This window comes from Streptomyces avermitilis MA-4680 = NBRC 14893, from assembly GCF_000009765.2.
In the GTDB taxonomy this organism is placed as follows: domain Bacteria; phylum Actinomycetota; class Actinomycetes; order Streptomycetales; family Streptomycetaceae; genus Streptomyces; species Streptomyces avermitilis.
In genome coordinates this window covers 9,000,923-9,025,608 of the sequence record NC_003155.5, presented here as the reverse complement: position 1 = coordinate 9,025,608, position 24,686 = coordinate 9,000,923, and the positions used below count along the sequence as shown (strand labels likewise).

The following is a 24,686-nucleotide window of genomic DNA, read 5'->3' as shown; positions in this document are numbered from 1 at the left end:
CCCGCGGAGCGGGTACCACATCGCTGCGCGATGTGCAAGCGAACACCCGTGCTGCGCACGGGTGTTGCGTTCCCGCTCCGCGGGAACGCTGGCGGGGATGCTGCGCATCCCCGCTCACCACCATTGCTGCGCAATGGTGGTGACGCTCCGTCCGCTGCGCTCCCGGAGCTGCGGTGGACTATGTCCACCGCAGGAGGTCTTCCGCTTCGCTTCAGACTCCGGGTGAGTCCGCTGCGCTCCCCACCCTGACGGCCCTTCGGCTGCGCCTCCAGGCCGTTAAGGCCCGCTGGCGCGGGCCAGGCTGGCTACAGGGGCGGCTCTCGGCTGGCCTCCTTGCGCCGTGCAGCCCGGTTGGCAGCTATGAGGCAGATCCATATGAGGACCAGGCCGGCCGCCACAACGATGCGCACAGCACTGTCACCGTCGATCACCCGCCACACCAGCTGGCCGATGCTCAGACAGAGCATCGGCCAGTAAACCCGCGGCCCCCACCGGTTACCTGGTCTCGTCCATGACGGCGGAACACGAGAATCCGGGCGTTGCTCCATGCGCACCTCCCTTCCTCAGTCGCCTTGCCCTCAACTGCCGCCAGAGCGTCCACTCCCCCGGGTTGCAGCCTGCGGCTCGTCTGGCTTCCAGTCAGATCTGCTGCACCAGCATCCATGTGGCGACCGCCAGGAAGAGCAGCCCCGTCACTCGCTGCATGGCATATCCCTTGCTGGTGGGCTCGGTCGCGTCCGGGTTCTTCACCCATCCCCGCTGCAGGTTCCTATTCATCTTCCAGAGCAGTTGCGGACGTACGACTTGAACCAGCCCCATGATCAGCAAGGCGCACAAGATCGGGATGAAAACTGGACTGCCGCCGTCGGAGGCGGCCTGCATTACCGCATCTCGATTCATGTATCTCCGAATGCCCTGACACCGCCTCAGGTAACGGGCGACGCCCCCTCGGCGGCCCCGCTGCACTTCTCTGGTGCCCCGCGGTCCTTCCGGCTGCGCCTCCAGGAGCATGGGCCCGCTTGAGGCGGGCAGGGCCTGGTTTCGAAGGGGGCTACGCGACTGTCGGGCTCAGGCGTTCGCGCGGCGTCGGGCGACCACCTGTCGCGGTGCAGCGTGATGCGCCGGCCTGCCTGCTGTGCCGGCTTGGAGGCGCCACAGCCACAGGGAAGTCGTGAACAGCAGGCTTGTGAAGACCGCCAGGAGAAGTACGGAGACCCACATCTGCCGGCTTGCGGGATGGGTCCATCCCGTCCAGATTGCTGCGGCGGCCCACAACAGGACTCCTGCCGCATAGAAGGCGCGGACATGGCGCAGTTGCCGCACGGCGCGCAGGGACATGATGCGATCGGTCTTGGTTGCCATGCTGGCCCGTGTACCCCCGTGCATGCTGTTCAGTGGGTTGGGTTTGTCCCTGCCGTTTCGCTCACTTTTGCTTTTGCTGCTCGGTGCGTCCTTCGAAGTTGCGTCGTACTGCTGCACCTTGGTCTTCGGTCAGCCCTGCATCGTCGGGGAGGTCCAGGACGGTGCTGCAGTGGTTGCACAGCTTTCCGTCTTCGGCGGGCGTGCCGCACGCCTTGCAGAACCGGTTGCCCTTCTCGTTTTCAGTCTTGTGTGTCATGACTCTCCGGGACTGGGTGGACAGTGATGGATGTGGAGTACCCGTGGTTTGCGTGTTGATTCCCTAGAACGCCTGCTTCTTTTTTAAGGTGCGATAGACTCTGGATTTAGATGACTCCAGTGCTGTGGGGTCTGTGATCCGCTGCAAGGTGGTCATCTGGGTCCCGGATGAGGGCGTGAACCCGGTGGCTTCGGTGGGGGTGTCGTGGCCCATCGCACGTCGTTGCTTGCTGGTTTCCCGCGTTTGGCGTGTGGGGCCTTTCGTCCGGCTCGTAGAAGAGGGTAGATCCAGATGGCTGTGAAGGAACTCCGTCCTCATCAGCGAGAAGCCGTGGACGCGGTACTCCGGGCGCTCGAATTGCCTGCAAGATCCACTGTGCCGGAGCGGGGTCTGCGGACTCAGGTGGTCATGGCGACCGGGGCCGGGAAGACCCTCGTGGCCACCCGGAGTGCAGAGGAGCTCCGTGCGGGCCGTGTGCTCGTCCTCGTCCCTTCGCTGGATCTGCTCGCCCAGACCGAGACCGCCTGGCGCGAGGGAGGCCGTAGGGGCCCGATGATCGGAGTCTCGTCCCTGCGCGGGGAGGAAGCGGGCTTCCCCAACACCACGGACGTGCAGGAGCTGGTCGACTGGGTGCGGCCGTTCGACAAGGTCACGGTGTTCGCCACGTACGCCTCGCTCGGGCTGGGCACGCTGGAACGCGCGCACGCCGCCGGCCTTCCGGGCTGGGACCTGATCGTCGTGGACGAGGCGCACAGGGTTTCGGGCCGGATCGGCAAGCCATGGGCGGTCGTCCACGACAACACTCGCATCCCCGCCCTGCGTCGCCTCTACATGACCGCCACGCCCCGGCTGTGGCAGCTGGACGAGGACTTCGAGCCGGGCGCGCCGGGCGAGCTGGTCGCGAGCATGGAGGACGATCCGGACGGGCCGTTCGGCAGCAGGTGCTTCACCCTGACGCTGTCGGAGGCCATCGACCGGCGGATCTGTGCCCCCTACCAGGTGGTGTGCGTGGACATCACCGACACCCAGCTCCAGGCCGCGCAGCTCCTGGGCGCCGAAGCGCGGTCCGAGCAGGTACGTGGTGCGCGGCTCGCCGCGCTGCAGACGGCGCTGGTCAAGGCGTCGGCCGAGGAAGGCTTCAGGCGTACGCTCGTCTTCCACCACGTCGTGAAGGAGGCCGAGGCGTTCGCGGCCGGTCTCCCGGACATCGCCGCGCAGTTGCACGCCGCCGATCCCGAGCTGTACCCGCGTGCCGTCTGGGTCAACTGGCTGTGCGGCGAGCACAAGCCACTCCACCGCCGGCGCGTCCTCACGGAATTCGCCGACGGCATCGCCACCGACGGCACAGTCGTGGAGAAGAGCTACCTGGGGTCCGTGAAGGTCCTGGGCGAAGGCGTCGACACCAAGAACTGCGACTCCGTCTACTTCGCCGACGTACGCGGCTCCATGCCCGACCTCGTCCAGGCCGTCGGCCGGGCACTGCGGATGCAGCCGGGCGAGGGGAAGACGGCCTCCCTCGTGGTGCCGGTACTGCTCGGGCCTGGGGAGACAGCGGACAACATGCTCACTTCCCGGGCGTTCGGCGGACTGGCGAAACTGCTTGAGGCCCTCAGGGCACACGACGCCCGCGTCGTGGAGCAGCTGGCCGAACAGCAGGCCCCCAGCCGCTCCAAAGGCGTGCAGACGCGGGAAATCAGCAAGGAGCAGGGAGGCAGCGGGGACGGCTCCAGCGTCTCGGTCTCCGCGAAGGCGCTGCTGAAGTTCTCCACGCCGCGCGACCCGGCCGCCCTCGCGGCGTTCATCAACCTGCGCGTCCTCAACCCCGAACACCAACACTGGCGCCGCGGCATCGAAGCCGCCGTCATCTACGCCCGCGAACACGGCGACCTGAAGGTCCCGTTCACGTTCCACGTGCCCGGCCACACCGGCCAGGAGACGCAGGCCAAGGGCTGGCCGGCCTCGCTCGCCGCGTTTCCACTGGGGCAGTGGATCGCCGACGCCAGAAGGTTCTACGCCCGCGGGGACATGGACGCCGACCGCGTCGAGCAGCTGGAAAAACTCGGCATGGTGTGGTCGCACTTCGACGTCGCGTGGGAGGAGGGACTGGCCGCCGCGCGCGGGTGGGCCGCCGAACACGGGCACCTTCTAGCCCCGCTGGACGCCACCTACCAGGGCGCGAAGGTGGGCATCTGGTTGAAGAACGCGCGGACCGCCGCCCGGAAGGCTGCCGAGATCGAACGGCGGCGTGCCGAGGGCCTGCCGGTGGAGTCGTCGGCCGGGGCACTGTCGGACGAGCGGCGCGAGCAGCTGGAGGAGATCGACGCGTCGTGGTGCCCGAGCTGGCCGGTGACGTGGCAGAGGTGCTTCCACCTGGTCCGGATGCACCTGGACGCGGGCGAGGCGCTGCCCACCACGGCGGGCGAGGTCCTGGGCCAGGGCGAGGATCTGGGGCGGTGGGTGCGGTCGGTGCGGCTCGGCTGGGACAAGCTCACGACCGTGCAGCAGTGGATGTGCGAGCACGTCCTCGGCATCACACCCGCCACCGAGGACGAAAAGCCGAAACCGCGCCGCACACAGGCCGACAAGTGGGCGATGAACTACGAGGCCGCCAAACAGTTCTACGAACGCGAAGGCCACCTTCAGGTCCCGAGGAAGCACATAGAGCGGACCGTCGGCGAAGACCAGGAGGAGCGAGAGCACAAGCTGGGGGCCTGGATCGGGAATCAGCGCAGCAGGGCCGCGACGCTGACGCCCGAGCGGATGGAGAAGCTGTCCGCCATCGGAATGCGCTGGACGTAGGCCTCTACTGATGGCCTGCCATACCGGCCAGGTACTGCTTTGCGCGGTGGCGGGCCGTCTTTAGCGCGTTGCTGCCTTGAAAGATCAGGGTGCGGGAGACGAAGTAGTCAGACTGGCGGTAGGTGGTGAGCAGTCTGCCGTCCGGCTGGAGGCGGTGCTCGGTGAAACCGTCCAGGTCACTACTGACCTTTTCGGGTTGCCTTCGGGTGGTGACGTTGGGTGATCCCTGCGGTATGCCGGTGCTATGCGGTACGCGGATGGTGGGGGCCTGACCGCTGAGCGGCGGGCTGCGCGTGAAGGGATCCGGCTGGAGGCCGGGGTGAGGTTCGCACGAGGTGACAGGACTTCGGACATCGCCAAAGACCTGCGGGTGAGCGAGCGTTCGGTGGAGCAATGGCGCCGCAACTGGCGTGAAGGCGGTATCGAGGGTCTGAAGTCGAAGGGACCTGCGAAACTGCCGAAGCTGTCGGACGAACGGTTCGCCCTGCTGGAAAAGGAGCTGGCCAAAGGGCCGGCCGCGCATGGCTGGGAAGACCAGCGGTGGACATTGGAACGCGTCAGAACGCTGATCGGCCGCCAGTTCCAGGTCAGTTGCTCGATCGCGGGAGTGTGGCGGCTGCTGCACCGCCACGGCTGGTCCTGGCAGAGCCCGGCCCGTCGCGCGCTGGAACGCGACGAGCATGCGGTCGAGCTCTGGAAGAAGGACGTGTGGCCGCAGGTGGAAGTGCCGCGGCGGCGCTCGGGGCCTACATCGTCTTCGAGGACGAGGCCGGGTTCGCGATGACGCCGCCACACGCCCGCACCTGGGGCCGGCGCGGACAGACTCCCGTAGTCAGAGTGCGCGGACGGTCCCGGCGACGCATCTCGGTCGCCGCACTGTGCTGCTACCGGCCCGGCGAAAGGTCCCGGCTGATCTACCGGCCCCGCTTCCACCTGCTCCTCAAAGGAGCACGCAAGAGCTTCGCCTGGCAGGACTACCGCGACCTCCTGGTCCGCGCGCACCTGCAGCTCGGCGCCCCGATCATTGTCGTCTGGGACAATTTGAACACCCACCGTGCTGCCGGATTGCGGGAGTACGCAGGCAGCCACGAATGGCTCACCATCATCCAGCTGCCCTCCTACAGCCCGGACTTGAATCCCGTGGAAGGCATCTGGTCGTGGTTACGGCACGGGCCGATGGCCAACACCGCATTCACCGACCCCGACCACCTCACCCGCACCCTCCGCCGAGGGCTCGCCCACATCCAGCGTCACCCCGAGCTCATTGACGGCTACCTCACCGAAACCGGACTGACCCTCACCCCAGATCCCCCGAAGCCAATCCGAAAAGGTCAGTAACTGCGACGGGTGTGTGGGCCCACGGTGGGCGCCTGCACGACGGGGGTGCTGCGCCCATCGGTGCAACGGTGGGGTCGACCCTCCAGCCCTCTGTGGGCCCCACCATGGAAGCTGTCGACGACGGCCGCCCGCGGACGCGCCCTAGCTGTATTGCCTCGTGAGGTTGGGCAAGCCCGGCCGGAGGCTTGCCCAAGCCCTGTGCCGAGGCTTGCCCAGCCCGCGCGGGCCCCCGACCACGGGCACCAGGGCGCCGGCCACAGGCCCGACCATGAGCCCGACCCCGGCAGGTCAGCGCGGGCGGCACTGCGGGTCGGGGTGTCGAGTGCGGAGGCGGAGGATACGGGGCCATGAGCACCAGTCGCCCCTCGCTGACCCAGCGCGAGGCCGCGTCCGTGGGCCCCGCCCGACGGCTGGCACGAGGCGGTGAGGAAGAACTTCCTGCCCCCTGTGGGCGCTTCTGCCCGCACCCCGCACACCGGACGCTGAGCCTCGCGTTCGGCTGCTTCCTGCGCGGCGCCGCGCATCTTCGGCATCGGTTTTACCGCAGCCAGTATCAACCTCGCGCGGATCGGCGCTTGGCTCGCCACTTCAGCCGTCTGAGACTGTTGGCGCATCTTGAAAACGCCGAGCGGTTATCTTCTAGTGCGGGGTCGGCGGAGTACGCAGCACAGCCCTCACCAGGGCAAGAAACTCCCGGCGATGCCTTAGTGCCACCTGCTGAGCCGCATAGAACGCTGTCGACGTCGGTTCGGCCGCACCTAGGATTCGGTTCAAGGCTGCGGTTTGCATTCCATCGAGGTGATCTACCATGCGGCCTGCGGCGTCAGCAACGTCGTCTGGGCCGAGCAGCAGCACTTGCTCCGCTGGTCCCCGGACTGGTGCAGGTGCATACAGAACACGTTCTCCAGCAGCCTCCATAAAGCGTTCACGTTCGGTGGGCGGCGTCGCCTGCTGGCTCTCCCCAATGGTCTTCATCTCGTCTTTGAGCGACTTCACGACTCGATCCCACGCGGTCAGGAACGTCACGTACGCCTCCTGGCGTTGACCGCGCAGCCACTGACCGTGCTCAACTCGTGCTTGATCACTCACTTGGGCACGACCAGCTCGGTACGCGAGGATGCCCACCACAATCGTTCCAATGATGGTCACCACGGCTGCAGTGACCGCCCCCCATCCATCTGTCATCGAGTCATCGTGCCGCAGACTTACAGACAAGGTGGTGGATTCAGAGGCACTCCCTAATGCGCCGCATCCCGCACTCGAGGCTCCGGTCGTGTACGGCCCCGGAGCGCAGCCCGGGGCCCGCAGCGTGTTTGGGGCGCGCTTACAGGTCGAACTCGAGGTGCTCGATGTCCGTGAACCGGACCTCTTCCAGGCTTCCAGCGCGGCGGCCGCCGTCCTGGAAGTACACCTCCTTGAGCGCTTCGGCGGCGATCTCCTGGAGCTGCTGGTCGCTGGCACCCTGTTCCTGGGCTTCGAAGAGTTGGGCGGCGTAGCGGGGCGGCAGGGCGATGGTCAGGTGCCGGATGCGGTCCTGGTCCGTGGAGCCGATGGGGGCGGTGTAGCCAAGGCGGGCGCGGGTGTCGATGACGATGCCGCCGGTGGTCGCCGCCTGCTGCCGTGCCTTGGCGCGGATCTGTGGCTGCCACCGCTTCTTCACCTCGCGCTCCAGGCGGGCGGCGAGGTCCGGGCGGGGCTTTTTGATCTGGTCCTTCACGTACCGCTCTACGGTGCGCTGGGAGATCCGCAGCAGCTGGGCGACCGCCTTGGTGCCCTTGTACTGCTTGACCAGGTACCGCATCTGCGTGCCCGCGCTCTTGGGCGCCGGCCGGGTGAACGCCTTGTGCACTGCGGCTTCCAGGCCGTCCCCGAACATGCTCATCGTCGCCTTCTCCTATTCGCCGTTGTCGGCGTCGGTGACGGTGCCGTCCTTGATGTACCGGGCGAGGTTGAGCTCCGGCGCGTCGAACCGCTCGCGGACCTCTTCACCCCATAGGACGGACTGGGTGCCCTCGTGCTTGACCAGGCCGGGGTTGATGCCGAGCTTAAAACCGCCGGGCAGCGGCTTGCCGTCCCGGTAGGGCAGGAAGTCCAACGGGCCCTCACCGCCAGCCGCGTAGACGACGCAGTCGGACAGGATCGCGACCGGGTACTGGCCGGTGAACGCCGCGTGCTTGACGATCTTGCGGTGCAGGTTGATCCGGGTGCGGGAGATGACCGCCGCGCGGATGTCCGGCCGCCACGTCGGACGCGACAGTGCCCGCCACGGCTCGCCCGGCCGCCAGCCCTCACCCCGGGGCCGCTCGCGCAGCTTGCCCAGCCCGCCCTTCACCGTCGCCTTGATGGCCGAGACGACGATCGCCAGCTCCGGATCACGCTCCTTGTAGCCGTCCATCGCCGCGAGGAAGTCGGCCGGGGAGAGGTCGGCGTGGACGCCGAGGTCGGCCATCGTGGCGAGGTAGGCGTCACGCAGCCGGTTGTACCAGCCGTCCAGGTAGCGGCCGTTCTCGTACCGCACATAGGCCTCGACCGGCGTGACGTCGTAGCCGAGTTCCGCCGCGTAGGCGACGGTGGGCGTCGCGTACCAGGCCGGGCCCTCGGGCCGGTCGCCCTTCGGCGTGAACGGGCTGGGCAGCAGACTCGCGTCCAGGTCTACCCACTTGTCCTTGCCGACCTTCACCCTCGACAGGTCGACGTGCGAGAGGTCCACCAGCCACGATCCGGGCAGCTTCGCGTCGAACACCGGCGCCGTGACGTGCGTGGGCGCGCCGAGGCCGACGGCCAGGCCGTTGGCGCCGGCGGCGAAGGCCATGTTCACGTCGATGCCGACCAGGTGCCGCAGGGTGCACTCGGCATCCGTCATCGGCCGCGCCCAGTCGTACGCCTCCTCGAACAGCTTCTCCGCCGGGCCGCGCACGTGGAACCGCGGCAGGTCCTTGAGCAGCGGGTGCCCGTCGGGGGCCTCGCACGGGGCGCAGTCCACCGGGTCCTTCCCCAGCGAGCCGGGGTTGTGCTCGGAGTGCCGCTTCCCGCTCTCATCGGGCTCGGAGGCGCGGGTCGGCGGGTGCAGCGCGGTCATCAGCTCCAGGCCGGTCACCGCCGTCGATCCGCGCGGCGTCATCACCCGGGACGCGTACACGCCCAGCACACGGGCGAGTTCCGCCGGCGGGAGCTGCCCGGCCTCGCCCCAGTGCCGGGTGTCCAGCGCGTTCCAGGACGGAATGCACAGCTGCACGCAGGCCCGCTCCGAACCCTGTGCGGGACGGTAGATCCGCGCCCACGGCCCAAACCCGCGCTTCGTCAGCTTCCACTCCGCGCGGACCAGCTGCTTGATGACCTTGTGGCCCTCCGGAATCCGCCCAGCGAGCCGCTCCTCATCCGTGAGGGCGACCGGCAGGCCGTAGCGCTCCAGCGCGGCCTCGGTGAGGACGATCAGCGGGTCGGCGTCCTTGCCCGGCCCGGACAGCTTCGGCTGGCCGAGCTTCGCCTCGCGCAGCGTCCAGTCCACCAGGGCCGGGATCGACTTGGCGGGCACGTCCAGGACCAGACCGCCAGTGCAGTACGCGAGGACCTGCCCATCCTCGACGTCGATGACCGCCAACGGACCGTTCTCGAACCGCGGGTCGGTGCCGCCAGCCGGGGTGCCTGCCGGGGCAGCCTTCCGCACGGCCGGGCGGCGCGACGTCGACGTGCTCCTGCTGGTGCCCGCCGGACGCGGCGCGGCCTCCAGAGCAGCGGCGACGGGGGCGGGGCTGGTCTGAGTGTTCTCGGTTGCAGTCATGTCCGCAGCCTCGGGCGCCGGGCCTGTAGACAGAGTCCGGGCCTCAGCCGGGGCGGGCGCGGCGGTGAAGGTGGTCGGCACCGCCGGGGCGTCCGGCTCCTCCAGTGCTGAGGGCGCCGGGTAGAGCTCCGCGAGCTGGTCCAGCAGCCGAGCGTAGGCGTCGCGCTCCGGCGGGCGAGGCTCGGTCTTGCCCGACTCCCAGCCGGACACCGTGGCCCGCCGCACCTTCAGCGCGCCTGCCACCTCGTCAATCGTCAGACCGTGCGCGGCACGCAGCCGCTTGCGCTCCGCCGGTGGCGGCAGCGTGGCGCGGGACGCGACCAGCGCGTCGACCGCGTCAAACAACTCGGACATGGAACACCTCCTGACCAACACCCTACCCCACGGAGCGTACGAAGTGCGTACGTTTGCCGTACACATCGCGTACTAATCGAAAAAGCGACCTCAGCATTTTTTTCTCCTGGATCACTGGTGACAGAAGTTAGAAAAAGTCTCCTGGATGCCATACGATCAGAGGTATACGAGTGGTCCGGGTCGGCCGGACTGCTACAAGGGAGGCCGCATGCCTACGCTCAGCATCAATTTCGACCCGGCCGTCATCGCGCACTTGATGAAAGCGAGCGGCGACGACACCGTGCAGGTGACTCTCACCCTCGGCACCGGGGGCAAGCCGTCATCGCCGAGGCAGGTGGTCCCCCACGGTCCGCTGGCCGATCTCATGCAAGCGGACCTGCTGAAGGCGGGCACGGTCCTGACCTTTCACCAGCGCCGAGCCAACCGGTCTGGGCGCGCGGTGGTGACGCCTGACGGCCAGTTGGTTGTCGATGGCCATGCCACTCCGTACCCCTCGCCGTCCAAGGCGGCAGAAGCTGTGACCGGCAACGTGATCAACGGATGGACGCTGTGGCACGTGGAGGACGGACGCACGCTCGATGTCCTGCGCCGTGAACTCGAGTCACGCAACCCGCAGTAGTCCCACTTCCTGAGCTGTAGACCCAATGCGAGGCGGGGGCACCACGGGTGCCCCCGCTGGATCGTGAGCTGCCTCCTGGGATGCAGCCCTCAAGCCGACCGTCTGCTGGAGAGCATGTCCGCCCACGCGGCCGAACGGTGGCAGAAAGGAACACCGGCTTCATCATGCTGTCTGAACAAGAGAGCTCCGACGTGCTGCACCGGGTGATCCTCCCGACCGCGACACAGAGCGCCGTCGCCCAGTGCCGGAAAGACGCAGGTCGCCGACCTCGTGCAGGCCGTCCTGGACCGCCGCGGCGGCTGCGTGCGGGTCGGCCGCGACCTGTACAAGCCCGCGCACCGGCACTACCCGAGCCTCCTGGCCGCCAACGTCCGTACGGCCGGAACCCTGGTCCGCCCCGACACCGCGCGTTGAAGGCCGCCGTCGAAGCCCACGTCCGCGACCGGCGCTTCGACGCCGTGGTGGAGTCCGCGCTCGCCGACCCCGACGACTTCCGCGCCTCCTCCCACGCCTACCGCGCGGCCGGCCACCGGATCGAGGTAGTCGGCTGGTCACCGCGGAAGCCCTGAGACAGCTCGGCATCGCGGACCGCTTCCTCACCCAAGCCGCCGGCGGCGGGGGGCCGGTACGTGTCGTGGGAGAGAACCACGGCACCTGCGCGCAGGGCCTGGTGTCCACGCTGCCCGTGATCGAGTCCGAGCAGCTCCGACCGGGTCACCGTCGTACGGCGCGACGGCACCGTGCTGTACGCCAACGAGTGCACCTCCGAGGGCAGCTGGCGGCGCCGCCCCGCTGCGGACCGAGTTGTGGGGGTGGAGCGGGCGCGGCCGTTGACCGCGCCCGAGACCGCCGCCTTCCGATCTCGGAAGCGTCGGCTAAGTGATCAATGACGATGCCTGCGGCGGCGTTCACGGGCAGGCGAATCCCTGGGGCTCGCATCGTGGATGCCGCGTGCAACGGCGGCGCGCCAGACCTCGCCGGGTGTGATGACCTTCGCTGCGAGTTCCTGGTATTCGGCGAGGGCGGCGGCGTCGCATCCGGGTCGCGTGGGGCAGCGGGGCCTGGCGTCGGGGTGCCGTTCGCGCCATCCGTACAGCAGGCCGATCTCCTTCCTGCAAGTGTGCCAGCATGCGGCGCGGACTGCCTGCACGAGGTCGGCGGGCAGGTCGACCGTCAGCGCCTCGGGCCATGCTCCCTCCGGGGAACCGGGCCACCGCCCGTATGCCTGGTGCGGGATGTCGGGCCAGGTGCGCTTCCACCCACGCTTGATGACCTCCTGGGTGACAGCTCCGGTGACGAGGGCTTGGATGCTGTCCGTCAGCCGGCCTGCACGGCGCAGTTGTTGTTTTTCCCGGTGCCACAAGGATCGGCGGGCGGCGGCCTCCCTTTGGTTCAATCCTGCGGTTGAGGCCATGGAAAGCGTCTTGGCCCGCGCCCGCTCGGACGCGAAGAACGGCGTGAGGTCCTGCAGTTGCTTGCGGGTTCCAAAGGGGAGACGCGCAGTGATGGTGATGGTGCCGATGGCCTCTGCGGTGGGGGGCGCTATGTACGCGCAGGGGCGTGCGGGCGGTGCCCGTGCAACCGGCGGCTCCCCCGGGGACACTTCGGCGGGCAGGGACACGGGGAGGACGCTGGGGAAAGGGCCGCCGTCTCGACGTTGGCCTACCTGCCACACCCCTGGAGGAAGTGCTCCATGTTCCGCTCCGTCACCCGCGGCGCCCGGCTCCTCGTGGCGGCGGCCGCAGCCGCCGCCACGCTCGGCATCGCGGCAAGCCCGGCAACAGCGACCGACGACTGGCTGTCGCCGGGCGATCTGCAGAACGAGGCGACGCTCAAGTGTCTGGATGGCAGCTCGCGGGGCATCCGCCTGCTGAAGTGCAACGACAGCAAGTACCAGAGGTGGCAGGCCTCGCCCGAGGACTACTCCTTCCGGAACGTGGCCACCCTCACGTGCCTGGACGGCAGCTCCCGGGGGCTGCGCCTGGTGAAGTGCAACGGCAGCCGGTACCAGGCGTGGGTGTGGCGCGGAGATGAGCTGCACAACGCGGTGCTGGGTACCTGCCTGGATGGCAGCTCCCGGGGGGTTCGGCTGGTGAAGTGCAACGACAGCAAGTACCAGCACTGGTACTGACGGTCGGCGGCGCTGTCCGCTCGTGTGGGAGGGGCCCCGGCCGTGTCGGGGCCCCTCCCACACGAGCGGACAGCGACTTGCGGGTCTGGCAACGGGGCGGATTGAGGGCCACTCGAACGGAGTAGGGCCGGAACCAGGATCACTCTCCCTTGTCTCTCCTGCCGCACGGCCGGAAGCCGTGTGACGCGTGGGTCAGCCGTGCCTGATGAAGATGGCCGAGTTGGTGTTATAGACAACGAGTCCCACAGCGGTGACGCTGGGTGCCCGATCGTTGTGGTGTCAGGGGGAGGGAGAGCGATCCGCACACGCAGGTCAAGCACCTCGTGTACCGGCACTACCTGCAGTGCTGGATGGGCAAGATCCTCCAGAAGTTCCCCGAGGCCACCATCGTGGACGCCTTCGCCGGCCCGGGCATCTACACCGACGGCCCGCCCGGCTCCCCCATCGTGGTCGCCAAGACCTTCCTCGAGCACACCGCATACCGGAACTTCGGCCGGCTCAACCTGGTCTGTCTCGAAGAGCGCCCCGACCGGGTGGAGGAGCTCCAGCGGCAATTCGCCAAACTGCCCCGCTCGCCGCAGCTGAACATCAGCGTCCCACCGGGCCGACGTGCCAAAGTGTGTTGAAAGACCATCGCAACCGACGCGCGGACCATGGGGGCGTGGTGGGGGCACGTAGGCTGCTGTCGTTTTCGGACGCGTTGGCGCTGCTGGGTAGCGACCCGCCCGCCGTTGCCGCGCTGGACCGGGCGCTCGGTGGAGTGCTAAACATCGCGACGGGCGGAGTCGCTGACGGGCTCGTGCGGATCGCCGACGCCCGGGGCAGCGTGCTGACGCTCGGCCGTGGCGCCGTGCGGGGTATCGGGCGGCGCCTGGGCCTGGCGGACGGCCGTGCCGAGCGCACCGAGCTGCTGCACGCCGCCCACACCGTGATCGTCGTCCTCGCCTGGTTCCAGGCCCTGGAGGCACAGCATCTGCCCGTTCACCTCGAGGACTTGGAGCTGACCCGCCACGAACAGCTCGCCCTCGCGGGCGCGCCGCACGTGGCGGAGCGCGGCGCCGCGTTCGCCCGCTCGCTCGCCGCCTCCGACGCGCCGAGCCCCGCGCCCCACCGGCCCTTCGAGGTGGTCACGGACGAGCTGCAGCGCTGGTACGAGGGCCTGTCGACGAGGTTTCTAGACTTCGTCGAGGGACTCCGCGTCTGGAACACGCAGACGGAGACATCCCGGGGCGAGGCCCGGCGGATTATCCGTACCGAGCTGCCCCGCGAGGCAGTCCGGCAGTACGAGTCCCTGTATGCCCAGCTGGCCCAAGAGGCACCGGAGTTCGGGTTCTGGACGACCCAGATCGAGCACCGGGCGACCCGGGCCGAGGTGCGCCGCTCCCTCGGGGGGATCAGCGAGCTGCTTGCCGGCCTGGCCCGCACAGTCCGTCCCCCCGTGGACGTCGCGGCGGCTCTGGCCCGCTCGTCCGAGGCCATGCTGACCCGCACCGTCCTGGACGCCTCGTCCGGCCCGGAAGGCATCCGTGTACCGACGCTGCGGGAGATGTACCTCGACCCGGACTTCCGGGTCCGTGAGGTGTCCGGATCGAACGGGCCGGCTACCGAGTCCTGGTGGGAGGAGGCCCAAGTCCGCCGGGACCTCACTGGCTACCTCGCCGGAACGCTGACGTTCGCTGGGCCGGCCGATGCGCCCCTCCTCGTGCTCGGGCAGCCAGGCGCGGGAAAGTCTGTCCTGACGCGAGTCCTTGCCGCCCGACTGCCCTCTGCCGGCTTCCTGCCCGTGCGCGTGCCGCTGCGGGACGTACATGCCGAGGACGACCTCCAGACCCAAATCGAGCAGGCGGTGCGCACTGCGACCGGAGAGCGGGCGTCGTGGCCGGAGCTGGTCCGCTCGGCCGGCACTGCCGTTCCCGTCCTGCTCCTCGACGGGTTCGACGAATTGCTGCAGACCACCGGGGTCCACCACAGTGACTTCCTTACCCGCGTCGCCCGCTTCCAGCAACGCGAGGCGGAACAGGGCCGGCCCATCCGTGCCCTCGTCACCAGCCGCATCGCCGTCGCCGACCGGGCCCGCTACCCAGAGGGCCTCGTCGCCCTGCGCCTGGAGCCGTTCCGACCCGAGCAGATCCGCAGCTGGCTCGCAGTGTGGAACGAGGCCAATGCCGACAGCTTCGCAGCCCGCGGGCTGCGCCCGCTGAGCTGGGAGGCCGTCGAGCGACACTTAGCGCTCGCTGAGCAACCACTGCTGCTGACGATGCTGGCACTATACGACGCCGCCGACAACGCTCTGCGCCGCGACAGCGACGGCCCTTTTGACCAGGCCGAGCTGTACGAGGAACTGCTCACCGCCTTCGCCCGCCGCGAAATCGACAAGGACGGCCCCGCCCCTGCCGCACCGGACGACGAGACGCGGGCCCGCGGCGAACGAGAACTGCAACGGCTGTCCCTGGTCGCCTTCGCTCTGCACAACCGCCGCCGCCAGTGGGTGTCGGCCGCCGAACTCGACGAGGACCTGACGGCGCTCCTGGGCAGGGCATCCGCGGAGGCCTCCGGGTTTCGAACGCCGCTCGGTGCCGCCGAAGTGGCTCTCGGCCGCTTCTTCTTCGTGCAGCGTGCCCAGTCTGTGCGCGACGGGCGCGCACTGGCCACGTACGAGTTTCTGCACGCCACTTTCGGTGAGTACTTGGTCGTACGGCTCGCCCTGCACGTGCTCACCAGCCTTCTGACGCACCGCCCTTCCCTGTCCGCAGCTAAGAGCAGCGTCGACGACGACCTCGCCTACACCCTGCTCTCGTACGCGCCACTGTCCTCCCGCCAGATGCTGCGATTCGCCGGATCGATGGTGCGCCGGATCCCCGCTGCCGAGCGCGACCAGCTAGCACGTCTCCTCATCGGCGTACTCGAGCAGCACGGCCAACGCACGCACGAGCCCCATCCTGCCTACCGGCCCACCCGCTTTCCCGCTTCCCCGGGACTGCGGACTTCGGCCCGTCACGGCATCTACGGCGCCAACCTGGTCCTGGTGATCCTGCTCTTGAAGGGCCGTGTCAGCGCGGGCGAGCTGTTCCCGTCCTGGAACGACCATGCCAGTGCCTGGCACCGCCATGTTCTGCTGTGGCGGGCCTCGTTCGACGAGGAGCAGTGGACCGACTTCGCCGTGTCCCTCTCGGCCCGCCGCACCTGGTCCGATCAGGGCAGGGAACTGGAAATCATCCTGCAGTCCGGCGCAGTGGAATCGCCGGACCCGCTGGACATGAACTGGCTGTACCGCTACCCCCGGGGCAACGACGGCCCGGGCTGGTCGCGTACGTATTGGGAGGAAGTGCAGCACAAGTTGGACGTGTCCGGCGGCACGAACGACGGTGTCGTACGGCATGTCATGGACCCGGTCTTCACATGGCTCGGACCGTCCGTCACCACGTTCCTCACATCAGCAGGAGGTCCGGCCACTTCTCTGGCTCACGATGTGCTGAAGCTGTTGCTCGGCGGAGCAGACCTGCCGCCCGGCGAAGAGGACACCGTGCGCGCCCGGGTGCTGCGCGGCCTCGACAACGTTCCGCGCGAGGTGCGGGAGCGGATACGACGACTGGTCGCTGAGCACCCGGCGCCGTCCTCAGGGACCGGCTCGACCAGCGGCTTCTGAGGGGATTTAGAGCGGTTGTTTGTTGTGGCTTCGGTCGCGGCCGCCCGGCGCAGCCAATCGCTTCCAGCCGCGGGAGGGTGTCTTCGTGATCTTCAGTGCCTGACAGTTCTGCGCTCAGAAGGGAGAGGCCAAGCAGAAGGTCCCGCACGGGGTGGATCCATGGTGACCGCTGGCCAACACCCTCGAGTGGCCAAATCCTGCCATCAGGAATGAACCATCGCTCCGAATGGGACGGAACCTCGTTGGGATACTCAGCCGAGACGATGTCCAGGACGGACATGTGCCCGAGTGCGTGGTTCGCGAAGAAGATGACGGACAGCTGGCCGACGGACGCGATGCGCACGTCCTCGCCCTCGGGGTCGCCGGGGTCCCACTGCGGGAAGCCCCACGGGTTCCCGGCCGCGGCGTCCAGGACGTCCCAGACCATCTGCTCCGCGTGCTCGGGCAGTGCGGCGAGTACCTTCGCGGCGGGCGGCGACAGCCGGACCGCGTACGGCCGACCTCTCACCGGCGCCTGCTCCGGATCTCCTCCAGGTCCACGACCCCGGTCTCGTCACGGCCGGAGGCGAGGAACTCGTCGACCGCTGGGGCGGAGACGACGCGGGCCTGCCAGACCTGGACGACCTCGTACAGCCCGGCGAGGGAGAACGTCCGGCGGGACTCTTCCAGCGCCGCCGCCCACTCCCGCTCGAAGACCGGCACCCACTGTGCGGCGCGCCGGTCGGCGCGCAGCTGGGCGAGGAGTTCGGCCGGAGCCCCGGGGGGGGCGTAGGGCGTGACGGGTGCGTGGTCGGGCTGCGCGCTCATCAGCTGAGTCCTCCCGGCGGCAGGTCGTACCGCCACGGTACGTGCGCCGAGTGGCCGTGGAGACGGACATGTGGTGATCTCCTTCCGGTGGGAGTGTCAGTCAGTGAGCTTCTTCCAACCTGTTCGCCGCGAGCGTGGTGCTCGGCTGGTCATGCACCTTCGGTGTCAAGTCGCTCCGCGGACTGGAGCAGGTACTCGGGCAGTTTCGAACTAGCCGCCAATACCTCGATGCCGATGAGGCGGCCCTGCTCGTCGAAGTCGAGGTTGATCATGCCGTCGACGTCCACTGGATCGCAGGGATACATGCGCGCGGACTTCACGCGAGCCTGCGGTTCGGTGAGGTATACGTACGCTGCGTTGACGGTCTTGTCGTAGGTGACTCTGACGTCTGTCATGGTGAGCGGTCTCCCTTGCTGTCGTTGATGGTGGCGCTGTCCTTGTCCACGCCTCCGGCCGCAGCGATCTCAGGCTGCCGTGGCGAGGTGCAAGGCCAGGACGGCCTTGACGATGTCGGTGATGCGGGTGGTGCTGCAACGGAGTTTGCGCAGGAGCCGCCAGCTCTTCAGGGTGGCGTTGGCCTGCTCTCCGACGGCTCGGATCTTGGCGTGGGAGGAGTTCACCGCCCGCTTCCCGGCTGGGAGCGTGCTCCAGCGGCCCCGGTAAGGCACCCGGATCGTCCCCTGAGCTCCCTGATATCCCTTGTCGGCCCACGTCCGGATGCCAGCTTGGGTGAGCGCTTCGATGATGCCGTGGATGCGTGCGGCCTTGATGTCGTGGACGGCACCTGGCAGGGCAGGTGAGGCCCAGAGCAGGCGTCCGAACGCGTCGGCGATGACCTGGACGTTCATACCGTGGCGCTTGTGCTTGCCAGAGTAGTAGGGGCGGTCGGCGGCAATGCGGTCGATGTGCAGCAGGGTGCCGTCCAGGATCACGAATGCCTTGTTGGCGGCGAAAGTCATGGCCTGCTGGAGGGTGGGGGCAAGGGCGGCCAGGACCTCAACCGCCTCGACGATGTACCGGTAGACGGTGGCCAGCCCGATCCCGAAGCCGGCCGCGAGCTGGGCGTACGTGTGCCCGCAGCGCAGATGGGCCAGCGCGAGCAGAGCCTGTCGGTCCGTGGTCAGGCGGCGCCAGCGCGTGCCGCGCTCACGCCGCCGGGCTCTCAGCAGGTCGGACAGGTAGCGCAGGGTCGAGGTGGACAGATCGATCCCCGATGGGTAGACAAGCATGTGAAGCTCCGGGCGGGCAGGTTGATCTTGGTCGACAACCCATCTACCAGGAGCTTCACCTTTTCCTCAACGCCGCCCTCAGCCAACCGACGTGCCACGCAACCAGGTTGGAAAAGCCTCATTGCCGTCACACGATCAGTGGCCCCGCTGAAAACGCTCACTGATAGCCACTGGTTTTGGGCCGGGCTCGCATCGTCCTGATGGGGTGAGCCCTTTGGCGCGCGCTTGTGTGTGCGACACGTATTTCAGTGTCGACGAGGCCACCGGCGAGCTGTGCTTGAAGCCGGGCACGATGTGCACAGCCCCCGCGGGCGGTGACAACATCCCGCCTATGTGACAACTATCGCGCTTCGGCTCATCACAGTAACTGATGCTCGCCATAAAGGGCTCCGGAATTAGTAGTCGAGATCCAGGTAATCAATGTCGTTGATTGCCACGTCCGACAGTCCCATAGAGCTCGTAACAGGATCTTGGTGAGATGTCCTGGTCGGGCGTGACCGGTGTGACGATTCGGCCGTTCGTGATGCTGTGAGTACTCGGCCGTGGATCGTGGACGACGACTTGTGGGCACTGATCGAGCCGCTGCTGCCACCCTGGCCCGAGAAGTCACCAGGGCCACGGCCGGTGGCTGACCGACACTGCTTGCAGGGCATCCTGTACGTCCTCTACAACGACATAGCCTGGCAACTCCTGCCGCTGGAGCTGGGGTTCGGTTCCGGGCAGACCTGCTGGCGACGCCTGGAACGTTGGCAGCAGGCAGGGGTCTTCGACCAGCTACACCGGATCCTGCTGGCCGAACTGAACGCGGCCGGCCGCCTCGACTGGTCGAGGGCCTGCGTGGACGGCTCTCACATCCGCGCGAAAAAGGGGGCTCCGAGACTGGTCCGTCGCCGGTCGACCGGCGGAAGACGGGCAGCAAACACCACTTGATCTGCGACGGACGCGGCACTCCGCTCAAGGTCATCACGACCGCGGCAAACGTCAACGACGTCACCCAGACCCTCGCCCTGGTCGACGGCATCCCGCCCGTCGCGGGCCGCCCCGGCCGTCCCCGCAAACGACCCGAGGCCCTGCTCGGCGACAAGGGCTAAGACTCCAATTGCCAACCGCGACGAGCTGCGCAAACGCCGGATCCTGCCGGTCATCTCCCGCAAGGGGGCCCCGAACATCCAGGGCCTGGGCAAGCTCCGCTACGTCGTCGAGCAGACCTTCGCCCTGCTCCACCACTTCAAAAGACTCGCCGTCCGCTGGGAACGACGCACCGAACTCCACGACGCCTTCGTATCCCTGGCCTGCAGCCTCATCTGCTGGCGACGTCTCAACAGGCCCGAATCATGACGGTTCAGAAGGGCAGCGGCTCGGCGTCCAGTGACTCGGTGTATCCCAGGGCCCACCGTCCGGGAACGGTCTCGCAGATCGCCTCCAGGTCGGCCCGGGTCCGGCCCCGAACGTGCAGCCAGCTGTGGGCGCCCAAGCCGTCCTGGCGTAGCAACTGTCCCGGGGCGGAGAACCAACGCACTGGAAAGTCCTCCGGACCCGTCCACATCGGATAGTCGGGCAGCGCGACCCGCTGGAAGCGTGCGGGCACCGCCCCAAGCAGGTCCGCCGGCAGCTCGCACGCGTTGTACAGCTGACCGCCACCGCCGAACAGTGCCTCGCTCAGTACAAGCTCGACGCAGGCCAGAGACACCCGGTCCAAGAACGGCACCCAGCCGTGCCGCGCCTGGACGAGCACCGGCGGATCGTCCTGATCAAGGTCGCGCAGGCGCACGCCCCAGAAGGCGCAGCCCTGGTTTTCGCTGCGGAAGACAAGGACACCGCCGCACTCGTCATGCACGAACATCTCGGCGGGCGGCAGCAGCGGATCCTGGTTGGCGAGCAGGCCGGACCGCGTACCCAGGAGCGTGTAGAACTCGCGCAGCACGGCCGGCAGGGAGCAGCCGAGCGTCGCCTCGGCCCGCGCCAGTTCCGATGCAGGCGTGCCGTCGTCCTCGGTCAACGGCTCGTCCCAAGCAGCGGCGAAGCCGCGGACGAATGCCCACGCCCGCTCCATGTCGGTGATTCCGCCGTCTAGAGCCTGGGCCACGTCGAACACGCCAGTCATGCCGCGACCGTACCGGAAGCACACGCCGCATCACCCAGAGACGATCAGGCCGCCAGTGAGAGCAGACATACCGAGCCAGTCCGAAGCTCCTCGCCAAGATCGTGTTACGAGCTCTTAGACGGTGTCCTATGTGGTGAGGCGGACCAGTCGCTTGTAGCAGCACAGTGCAGCGGCGAGGCCGAGAAAGGCCAGGTAGTTCCGGGGATTGCGTTCGTAGCGGGGGCTGATTCGGCGGTAGCCGGACAGCCAGGAGATGGTCCGCTCGATGACCCAACGGCGGCGGCCCAACCGTTCGCTGGACTCGATGCCTTTGCGGGCGATGCGCACGCCGATGCGCTTGCCGCGTAACCATTTCCGCAGGTGAGGAATGTCGTACGCCTTGTCCGCATGGAGGCGCTGGGGCTTGAAGCAGCGGCCGCGGTGGGGGTCGTGTCTCGTTTGGTGACCGGCCACCATCGGCTTCAGGCCCTCGCTGTCGTGGACGTTGGCGGCGGAGACGCCGACGACCAGGGGCAGTCCGTTCGCGTCCGACAGGACGTGCATCTTGGAACCCGGCTTACCTCGGTCCACGGGGCTCGGACCTGTGTGTTCGCCCCCTTTTTAGCCCTCACGTGCGCGGAGTCGAGGACGACGCGGGAGACATCGATGAGACCGGCGTCGTCGAGTCGGTGCAGGACCGCTTCGTGCAGCCGGCCCCAGACCCCGGCCCTGGACCAGATCAGGAACCGGCGGTGGGCCGTCGACTTCGATATGCCGAAGCACGGTGGCAGAGCCCGCCAGGCGCACCCACTCACCAGCACGTAGATGATCGCCGCAAACAGCGTCTCATCAGGCGTGTCCTGCGTGCCGCCGCCCTGCGGCCGCACCTTCGACGGTGGGATCAACGGCTTGGCGATCTCCCACAGCCCGTCCGGAACAATCCAACTCCACGTACCCCGCCCCATGAACAGACCAACGAGCGATCACCACATAGGACACCGTCTTAGGGCGCCGGGAGCCGGTGGGTCATCCCTCGTCGGCGCCGCGGACCAGGCGCCGGTGCAGCAGCACCGTACGTCCGTACAGCAGGCCGCCCAGGATGAAGTAGGCGTCGATGCAGATGCCCGACACCTTCGTGTTCAGCGAGGGATGCGCGTCCCCGGTGATCTGCTGGTACGTCAGGCCCGTCAGTCCCCGATCCGCCAGACCCGTCTCACGCAGCGCGGTGTCGAGCAGTCCCGCGCCTCCCCGCACCACGAGCAACGCCGAACCGATCCACAGACAGCAAACGGTGATCCAGCGCGGAATCCGGCGCCCCCACGGACGCGTCAGAGCCACCGGAAGGAAAATTCCGACCACGAACATCGAGGTGATCACGAAAGCCCAGATGAGATCCTTAGTGGTTCCCGTCTCCGGAATCATTTTCGGGCCGTCGCCGAGACCGAAGCGACCTCCCGCGAACCAGTAGAAATGAAAAGCCGTGAACACGAGGGCCCATAAGAAAGCGGCCGTGGCAGCCCGCCGGAAAAGACTTTCGGTGCCGCCCCTGACGGCGTCTGTCAGGGCTGCCCGTTGCTTCGGTGTAATCGTCATGCCGAATACTCTCCCCGTACGGTGGATCACCCGGCGTCAGGCCGTGGGAGGATCCTGGACTCCGCCCAGCGGCTGAGCCTCCCCGGCCTGCCGGCGCGTCAGCAGACGCTCCACCGCGTCGGCCGCCGCACGCGCCCCGCCCGCCCGGCGCACGTCCTCGCGCAGTTCCCGCAGGTGCCGTCCGACCTCAGGGCGTCGAGATGGAGATGCCGGACCCAACCCTGCTCTACAGCTCCGGCCTCACCGGCCTGCCCCTGGCCGACCTGTTCCTGACCACCGTCAACCCAGGCCGGCTCTCGCGTCCGTCCCGGGTGTACTCCGTGGACTACCAGCGCCCACGAAAGACGACTTGGCCATGAGCGGATCAGTCCACGTGCTTCCAGTTCTCGCGCCGGATCGCGCGGCCCATGGTCGTCTTCGAGACGCCCTACGCCTGGGCCAAGGCGGCGTGGCTCGTTGTGCTGGTCGCGTACAGGTTCGGTGCGGCGGCCACCGCGAGCACGGCCATGGTGGCGAGGACCGAACCGAATGTCATCACCCTCTGCTTCCTGGCCGGTCGGTTCATCTCCGCTCGCGCGGAGAGCACGACCGGATCCCGTCCCGCACCTCGTTGTCCGCCGGTTCACCTCCGCTCGCGCGGAGAGCACTGGTCCAGCATCACGCGAAGCGTGTCCCCGTCCGGTTCACCTCCGCTCGCGCGGAGAGCACGACGGTGAGCGCACGGCCATCGGCTGGCGCCACGGTTCACCTCCGCTCGCGCGGAGAGCACTTCCGCTCGGCCAGCTTGATATCCACGGTGGCCGGTTCACCTCCGCTCGCGCGGAGAGCACTCCACGGTCAGCATGACGGTTCGGTCGGCGTCCGGTTCACCTCCGCTCGCGCGGAGAGCACCCCGTCTCAGTCCCGAGTGCCAGCGTCTGTCGGCGACGGCTGAAAAGTGGCTCAGTCAAGATTTCCGTGAAGCCGATCGTGCGCCTGTGCGCCGGTGACGCTCCGTCACAGGCCGCGTGATACTCGCCGAGTGTGGGGAGCTGCTGAAGACCATGTTTCCGCACCTCGAAGGGGTGCTGGTGGAAGAAGTGAGCCCCGAGGGTGGGGTGTTGCACATTGTGGCAAGAACCGTGGAGTCGGTTCCGGTGCCGTGCCCGGACTGCGCAACGCCCTCGGTGCGACGGCACAGCGGATACCAGCGCCGTCTCGCCGACGGTGCGGTCGGCGGCCGTCAGGTGTCCATCGAGCTGACCGTCCGCCGCCTGTTCTGCGACGACCAGAGATGTGCACGGGTGACCTTTGCCGAGCAGGTCGACGGGCTGACCGTGCGGTATGGGCGTCGGACGCCGCAGCTGCGGTGCTTGTTGAGCGCGATCGCGGTGGCCCTGGCCGGCCGGGCCGGAGAGCGCCTCGCGGCCCGGCTGCCGGTGCCTGTCAGCCGCACTACCCTGCTGGCCCTGGTCATGGCCCTGCCCGATCCGTACGCCGAGACGCCCCGGGTGCTAGGGGTCGATGAGTTCGCCACCCGCAAAGGCCACAAGTACGGCACCGTGCTGGTCGACTGCGAGACCCATGCTCCCATCGACCTGCTGCCCGACCGGGAGTCGGCGACGTTCGCAGCGTGGCTGACCGACCACCCCGGAGTGGAGATCATCTGCCGTGACCGGGGCGGCGCCTTCGCAGACGGTGCCCGCACCGGGGCCCCAGATGCCGTCCAGGTCGCAGATCTCTGGCACCTCTGGCACAACCTCGCCGAGACCGTGAAGTCCCTGGTCAGCAAGCACAGTTCCTGCCTTCGTGAACCCGCCCTCGCCTCGGAGTCACCCCCTGAAGTCCTGCACCCGCCGCTCTCCCACGCAGGCCGGCTGGCCGAGCGGGCCCGGCGGCACCACGCCGCCGTGCACGATCTCCTCGGCCAGGGCCTCACCATCCGGGCCGTCGCCCGCCGCCTGGAGCTGTCCCGCAACACCGTCCGCCGCTATGCCCGCGCCGTCACCTGGGAGGAACTGGCCACCGGCCGCTGGCAGAACCTCCCCAGCACTCTGGACCCCTACAAGTCCTATCTGCACCAGCGGTGGCACGAGGGCCACACCAGCGGTGCCAAGCTCCACGCCGAACTCCGTGAGCGCGGCTTCACGGGGTCCTACTCCGTCGTCCGCGACTACCTCCGGCGCTTCCGCCGAACGTCGGGCGACCGTCCGCCCCCAGCGCGGCCGCCCGGGGTCCGCAAGGTGACCGGCTGGATCACCCGGAACCCCGACCGCATGAACGACGACGACCAGCAGAAACTCAAGGCCATCCTGGCCCGCTGCCCCGAACTCGAAGCGGCCACCGGACATGTCCGGTCCTTCGCCGCGATGATGGCCATCCGCAGCGCGAGCCGACTGCCCGAATGGATCGCCACCGCCCGCGCCGACGAGCACCACGGCCTGCGCGGCTTCGCCGATGGCCTGCTGGCCGACCTCGACGCCGTCATCCTCGGACTGAGCACGGAATGGAGCTCGGGCTGCGTCGAGGGCAGAGTCACGGACATCAAGCTGCTCAAGCGGCAGATGGCAGGCCGAGCCGGACTCCCCCTGCTCCGCAAGCGCGTCCTTCTCGTCGCCGCCGACCGCCGACAACACAGAGTTACGAACCAGACGGCTCACTGATCGGCTTCACGGAAATCTTGACTGAGCCTGAAAAGTGGACCAGGGG

General features: G+C 68.2%; 21 protein-coding genes, 2 pseudogenes and 1 CRISPR repeat array. Of the genes and pseudogenes, 10 read left to right on the top strand and 13 right to left on the bottom strand.

All coding sequences use genetic code 11. The annotated features are described in order from the left end of the window. Positions 1 to 639: 639 nt before the first annotated feature. From SAVERM_RS38825 to SAVERM_RS38820, 3 genes are all read right to left on the bottom strand, one after another. On the bottom strand, positions 640 to 900 hold the full coding sequence (locus SAVERM_RS38825; RefSeq protein ID WP_237528965.1) for a DUF6199 family natural product biosynthesis protein: 261 nt from the start codon (positions 898 to 900) through the stop codon (positions 640 to 642). Positions 901 to 1,068: 168 nt separating this feature from the next. Beyond that, a complete protein-coding gene (locus SAVERM_RS40880) occupies positions 1,069 to 1,362 on the bottom strand; it encodes a hypothetical protein (RefSeq protein ID WP_078936827.1) in 294 nt (97 codons plus the stop codon). A 61-nt stretch (positions 1,363 to 1,423) separates the two neighbouring features. Continuing rightward, positions 1,424 to 1,618: a hypothetical protein gene (locus SAVERM_RS38820; protein WP_010988964.1), complete on the bottom strand. Its 195-nt coding sequence runs from the start codon at positions 1,616 to 1,618 to the stop codon at positions 1,424 to 1,426. A 291-nt stretch (positions 1,619 to 1,909) separates the two neighbouring features. Here SAVERM_RS38820 and SAVERM_RS38815 point away from each other — a divergent pair, with 291 nt between their 5' ends. Further along, positions 1,910 to 4,417, top strand: coding sequence for a DEAD/DEAH box helicase (locus tag SAVERM_RS38815; RefSeq protein ID WP_010988963.1), 2,508 nt, complete (start codon positions 1,910 to 1,912; stop codon positions 4,415 to 4,417). A gap of 244 nt (positions 4,418 to 4,661) precedes the next feature. Beyond that, a protein-coding gene (locus SAVERM_RS46020) for an IS630 family transposase (RefSeq protein WP_420822302.1) occupies positions 4,662 to 5,755 on the top strand; the annotation gives its coding sequence in 2 pieces (ribosomal slippage) (positions 4,662 to 5,118 and positions 5,118 to 5,755; 1,095 coding nt in all). Between the two features lie 639 nt (positions 5,756 to 6,394). On the opposite strand, the gene SAVERM_RS42535 is transcribed toward SAVERM_RS46020, so the two are convergent. The 3 genes from SAVERM_RS42535 to tap form a co-directional block, all read right to left on the bottom strand. Then, complete coding sequence (locus tag SAVERM_RS42535; protein WP_141666374.1) at positions 6,395 to 6,940, bottom strand: hypothetical protein; 546 nt, start codon at positions 6,938 to 6,940, stop codon at positions 6,395 to 6,397. A 139-nt stretch (positions 6,941 to 7,079) separates the two neighbouring features. Next, on the bottom strand, positions 7,080 to 7,637 hold the full coding sequence (gene tpg / locus SAVERM_RS38805; protein WP_010988961.1) for a telomere-protecting terminal protein Tpg: 558 nt from the start codon (positions 7,635 to 7,637) through the stop codon (positions 7,080 to 7,082). A gap of 12 nt (positions 7,638 to 7,649) precedes the next feature. Then, the gene (tap, locus tag SAVERM_RS38800; protein ID WP_010988960.1) at positions 7,650 to 9,890 is read right to left on the bottom strand and encodes a telomere-associated protein Tap; all 2,241 of its coding nucleotides are present in this window, start codon (positions 9,888 to 9,890) and stop codon (positions 7,650 to 7,652) included. Between the two features lie 208 nt (positions 9,891 to 10,098). Here tap and SAVERM_RS38795 point away from each other — a divergent pair, with 208 nt between their 5' ends. Both SAVERM_RS38795 and SAVERM_RS46015 read left to right on the top strand, forming a co-directional pair. Further along, the gene (locus SAVERM_RS38795) at positions 10,099 to 10,509 is read left to right on the top strand and encodes a restriction system modified-DNA reader domain-containing protein (RefSeq protein WP_010988959.1); all 411 of its coding nucleotides are present in this window, start codon (positions 10,099 to 10,101) and stop codon (positions 10,507 to 10,509) included. A gap of 270 nt (positions 10,510 to 10,779) precedes the next feature. After that, positions 10,780 to 11,078, top strand: a pseudogene (locus tag SAVERM_RS46015) (zeta toxin family protein). Between the two features lie 314 nt (positions 11,079 to 11,392). Here the strand turns inward: SAVERM_RS46015 and SAVERM_RS42530 are convergent. After that, on the bottom strand, positions 11,393 to 12,130 hold the full coding sequence (locus SAVERM_RS42530; RefSeq protein WP_137951612.1) for a hypothetical protein: 738 nt from the start codon (positions 12,128 to 12,130) through the stop codon (positions 11,393 to 11,395). A 72-nt stretch (positions 12,131 to 12,202) separates the two neighbouring features. Here SAVERM_RS42530 and SAVERM_RS38790 point away from each other — a divergent pair, with 72 nt between their 5' ends. The 3 genes from SAVERM_RS38790 (at position 12,203) to SAVERM_RS38780 (ending at position 16,286) form a co-directional block, all read left to right on the top strand. Next, complete coding sequence (locus SAVERM_RS38790) at positions 12,203 to 12,640, top strand: RICIN domain-containing protein (protein ID WP_048894137.1); 438 nt, start codon at positions 12,203 to 12,205, stop codon at positions 12,638 to 12,640. 260 nt (positions 12,641 to 12,900) lie between these two features. Next, positions 12,901 to 13,266: a three-Cys-motif partner protein TcmP gene (gene tcmP, locus SAVERM_RS38785; RefSeq protein ID WP_010988955.1), complete on the top strand. Its 366-nt coding sequence runs from the start codon at positions 12,901 to 12,903 to the stop codon at positions 13,264 to 13,266. A 35-nt stretch (positions 13,267 to 13,301) separates the two neighbouring features. Beyond that, a complete protein-coding gene (locus SAVERM_RS38780) occupies positions 13,302 to 16,286 on the top strand; it encodes an NACHT domain-containing protein (protein WP_137951611.1) in 2,985 nt (994 codons plus the stop codon). A gap of 504 nt (positions 16,287 to 16,790) precedes the next feature. Here SAVERM_RS38780 and SAVERM_RS38775 read toward each other — a convergent pair. The 3 genes from SAVERM_RS38775 to SAVERM_RS38765 form a co-directional block, all read right to left on the bottom strand. Then, complete coding sequence (locus SAVERM_RS38775; RefSeq protein WP_037653107.1) at positions 16,791 to 17,093, bottom strand: DUF6247 family protein; 303 nt, start codon at positions 17,091 to 17,093, stop codon at positions 16,791 to 16,793. A 149-nt stretch (positions 17,094 to 17,242) separates the two neighbouring features. Beyond that, complete coding sequence (locus SAVERM_RS38770; RefSeq protein WP_010988952.1) at positions 17,243 to 17,488, bottom strand: DUF2283 domain-containing protein; 246 nt, start codon at positions 17,486 to 17,488, stop codon at positions 17,243 to 17,245. Positions 17,489 to 17,557: 69 nt separating this feature from the next. Continuing rightward, positions 17,558 to 18,322, bottom strand: coding sequence for an IS5-like element ISSav6 family transposase (locus tag SAVERM_RS38765; protein ID WP_010988951.1), 765 nt, complete (start codon positions 18,320 to 18,322; stop codon positions 17,558 to 17,560). A 546-nt stretch (positions 18,323 to 18,868) separates the two neighbouring features. Here SAVERM_RS38765 and SAVERM_RS40860 point away from each other — a divergent pair. Beyond that, positions 18,869 to 19,660: pseudogene (locus SAVERM_RS40860) on the top strand (IS5 family transposase). A 4-nt stretch (positions 19,661 to 19,664) separates the two neighbouring features. On the opposite strand, the gene SAVERM_RS38755 reads toward SAVERM_RS40860, so the two are convergent. The 3 genes from SAVERM_RS38755 to SAVERM_RS40850 all read right to left on the bottom strand — a co-directional run bounded on the left by SAVERM_RS38755 (position 19,665) and on the right by SAVERM_RS40850 (position 21,998). After that, positions 19,665 to 20,426 carry an SMI1/KNR4 family protein gene (locus tag SAVERM_RS38755; protein WP_037653110.1) on the bottom strand — a complete coding sequence of 254 codons (762 nt, stop codon included), beginning with the start codon at positions 20,424 to 20,426 and terminating at the stop codon, positions 19,665 to 19,667. A gap of 126 nt (positions 20,427 to 20,552) precedes the next feature. Next, positions 20,553 to 21,370, bottom strand: a protein-coding gene (locus SAVERM_RS42065) for an IS5 family transposase (protein WP_107277520.1) whose coding sequence is annotated in 2 segments (ribosomal slippage) — positions 20,553 to 21,028 and positions 21,028 to 21,370 — 819 coding nt in all. Because the reading frame shifts where the segments join, the coding sequence is not laid out codon by codon here. 61 nt (positions 21,371 to 21,431) lie between these two features. Beyond that, a complete protein-coding gene (locus SAVERM_RS40850) occupies positions 21,432 to 21,998 on the bottom strand; it encodes a DUF3995 domain-containing protein (protein ID WP_078936597.1) in 567 nt (188 codons plus the stop codon). A 206-nt stretch (positions 21,999 to 22,204) separates the two neighbouring features. Between SAVERM_RS40850 and SAVERM_RS40845 the strand changes: the two genes are divergently transcribed. Together SAVERM_RS40845 and SAVERM_RS38740 are read left to right on the top strand one after the other, a co-directional pair. Then, complete coding sequence (locus tag SAVERM_RS40845) at positions 22,205 to 22,357, top strand: hypothetical protein (RefSeq protein WP_174514631.1); 153 nt, start codon at positions 22,205 to 22,207, stop codon at positions 22,355 to 22,357. A 198-nt stretch (positions 22,358 to 22,555) separates the two neighbouring features. Next, a CRISPR array of direct repeats spans positions 22,556 to 22,889; the repeat unit is 29 nt; unit sequence CGGTTCACCTCCGCTCGCGCGGAGAGCAC. 152 nt (positions 22,890 to 23,041) lie between these two features. Continuing rightward, positions 23,042 to 24,640, top strand: a complete 1,599-nt coding sequence (locus SAVERM_RS38740; RefSeq protein ID WP_042494152.1) for an ISL3 family transposase — start codon at positions 23,042 to 23,044, stop codon at positions 24,638 to 24,640. Positions 24,641 to 24,686 lie beyond the last annotated feature (46 nt).